Origin of the sequence: Acidisphaera rubrifaciens HS-AP3 (genome assembly GCF_000964365.1) — a bacterium.
Classification (GTDB): Bacteria; Pseudomonadota; Alphaproteobacteria; order Acetobacterales; family Acetobacteraceae; genus Acidisphaera; species Acidisphaera rubrifaciens.
The window spans coordinates 1-2660 of record NZ_BANB01000617.1 but is presented as its reverse complement, the minus strand read 5'-3'; the positions used below and the strand labels follow the sequence as shown (position 1 = coordinate 2660).

The window sequence follows — 2660 nt, the reverse complement described above, 5'->3', positions numbered from 1 at the left end:
TGAAATGAGGCATCGTTGATCTCCGATGCCCGGCGAAAAGTGCTTGAACGAAGGCGCTGGAAGGGCTACATTGTTCTTGATCGTTGAGAACGACCACAGCCTCCAGCAGCCCGCGCGCTCCACCGCCGGGCTGTTTTTTTATGCCGCAGACCGCTTGGTCGACCGCTCGGCCCAAGCGGCTTCCGCCGCCTCGGAAATAACAACACGCGAGCCGACGCGGATCACGTCGGGCATCAGGCCTAGTTTCGCCTGATTGTAAAAAGTTGCGCGGCAAAATCCCCAGCGTTGGCAAAACGCCTCGACGCTGCGCGGGTGCGGCTTCCGCTTTGGAGTGGTGTGGTGGTCCATGTGCGCCTCCGAAAACCGGTGAACGCTGATGGACTTAGGGGTGTATTCTTCCGGGCAGCACTCAGCTTTTTCGGGCGCCTTTCGGCCTCGAAAAGGCGGACCGTGACACGCGCGGGCTGGTGGTCACGCCGAGGGCTACTGCGGCGAGGGTGGCGGCCGTGCCGTCCAGGCGATCGCCGAACAAATCGTAGAGCTGCCCGGCAATGTCAGCCTGAACAGCCCGCACAACCGGGTCACCACGATCGTTTGTGATCGTTAAGGGGTCGGCCGGACCTCGGATGGTTGCAGTCTGGCGGTCGTGCCACGCGGCGACGCGCTCCAACGCCTCGGCATCTGCGGAATGTTGGGGGATGGCAAGGTCAGGCCGTAACCTGACTGCCGACCGAAGCTCCGCCGCCACGTCGCGGAGTGCTTGGGCTTTTGCGAGGCGCGCGGCGATCAACGGTGCCAAATCATCCGCTTTCGAAACACGGCGCTGATCCGTCGCGCTTCGATATACAAAATAGAGTGTGCGGGCGAGGGCATCGTCTTGCGCCGCCTCGGGCGCGAGGCAGGGCGCGGAGGCGGGAAGACGCGCGGGATATCTGAACGATCCCGTTTTCCGGTCGCGGCTGCGCAGGGTAGTCCAGACGTGTTTCACGCGAGGGTCGGTCGCGAGACGACGCAGTATATCCTGATGCGCCCTGACCGGGCTTTGCTGCTCCAACCGCCGGACTATTCTTTCGACAGCCGGCGGCGTCCAGTCCGGCAGCGCGATTGGAAACATCAACGCGCACCGCCGATCGCCGCGACATTTGTTTCCGCCGTGATGCCGAAAGACGGGACAGCCGCCCGGATCGCGTCGGCGACGTAGGACGCCGAGAGGTGCCCATAATGTTTTTCGACCATGCGCGTATCCACATGGCCGAGGTTACGCGCTACCACCATCAGCGGCGCGCCGTTCATAATGGCGAGGCTTGCATAAGTGTGCCTCAGCGTGTGGAAGCCGCAGGGCGGTTCGAGCCGTGCGGCCTTGCATGCCTCCGCCATCGGTTTTGATTGATGGCTTTTCAGCCACCTGCCGCCGTCATCCTTAACAAGCAGCCGGTCCCGGCTGGCGCGGCCGGCGGCGAGGCGGGAAAAGAACTTCACGCCCTCGTCCGTCAGGACGATCTGCCGGCCCTTGCCGCCCTTGCTGATGCGCACATGGACGGTGCCCGCATCCGCATTAAAGTCGGCCACCTGCAACGCGCCCAGCTCGCTAAACCGTGCGCCGGTCAGCAGGGCGGCTTTCACAAGATCACGGAACGCCCCTTGGGCGCCGTTGATGATGCGTCTTGATTCTTCGACCGTGAGATGCCGGACGCGGGCCGCGTCAGCCTGCTTGAACGGCGTGAGTGCGCGCCATGCCTGATCCGATGGTATCTTGTGCTCCCGCCAGGCCTGATTCAACGCGGCTTTCAGGATCGTTAGCACGCGGTTGACGGAGGCGCGGCGGCGGCGCTGGGCTTCCTCCGGGTCTTCCTCCGGGTCCGTCTTTTTGACCTTCTGCTGTTCATTTTTCTTCGTGCGCAGGCGGGCAGGGGCCTTGGCGATCGCGTCCCGCCAGTCCCGCAGTTGCTTGGTCGTCAGCTTCGCGCACTCGACATAGCCGAGAATGGGCAGGATCAGCGCATCGGATCGCCAACGCGCGTCCTGCGCGGTCTTGCGGTTATGTTCCAGCCACGTGAGGTAGTCGGCCATGCAGAGCTGCACGGTGTAGGGACCAGCCTTGGCCGGCAGCCCGGCCGCGACGCGGCGCTGCTCGACGAACCGGGTCCGGGCCACGGCCTGCGCCTGGGCGAACGTCAGAACCTCGGCGCCGTCCGCGTCGAGCGTATCGTCGGCGGTCGCGATGGCTTCGGTGCGATATGTCTGGTCGCCGATATACCAGCGCATGACCCACTTACCAGCGGTCTTCCCCTTTCGGTAGCCGAGGTGCAGCCCCTCGTCGATCGCTCGGTAATAGGGCTTGCCGGCCGGCTTGAGCCGTGCCCGCGCGGTTCGGGTTTCCAGGTTCGCGTCGCGCACCGTGCGTGCCATCGGCAGCCTTCCCCCACGTTACCGCCGTGGCGCGCTGGAAACGGAATCTGTGATTCCAGCGGCTTAGACCGGCGGCGATCTGTCCAACACGTGTCCAATATATGCCGCTAGTCTGGCCTGGACAAGCATAAACAGGGACGGATAGAAGGCAGGAGAAACAGGCAGTTAGGTGGACATGATTGGACGGATTTGGATGGATTACCGTCCCTCTCACGGCGGTAACAGGGGTTCGAATCCCCTACGGGACGCCA

At 63.7% G+C, this 2660-nt stretch carries 3 protein-coding genes and 1 tRNA gene; 1 reads left to right on the top strand and 3 read right to left on the bottom strand.

The features are described from left to right. Positions 1 to 138: 138 nt before the first annotated feature. From B8460_RS21115 to B8460_RS15415, 3 genes are all read right to left on the bottom strand, one after another. Complete coding sequence (locus B8460_RS21115) at positions 139 to 348, bottom strand: hypothetical protein (RefSeq protein WP_148360638.1); 210 nt, start codon at positions 346 to 348, stop codon at positions 139 to 141. A 61-nt stretch (positions 349 to 409) separates the two neighbouring features. Then, the gene (locus tag B8460_RS21110; RefSeq protein WP_148360637.1) at positions 410 to 988 is read right to left on the bottom strand and encodes a hypothetical protein; all 579 of its coding nucleotides are present in this window, start codon (positions 986 to 988) and stop codon (positions 410 to 412) included. A 125-nt stretch (positions 989 to 1113) separates the two neighbouring features. Then, on the bottom strand, positions 1114 to 2409 hold the full coding sequence (locus B8460_RS15415; RefSeq protein ID WP_048862498.1) for a tyrosine-type recombinase/integrase: 1296 nt from the start codon (positions 2407 to 2409) through the stop codon (positions 1114 to 1116). A 185-nt stretch (positions 2410 to 2594) separates the two neighbouring features. Here B8460_RS15415 and B8460_RS21105 point away from each other — a divergent pair. After that, positions 2595 to 2660: transfer RNA gene (locus tag B8460_RS21105), tRNA-Glu, on the top strand.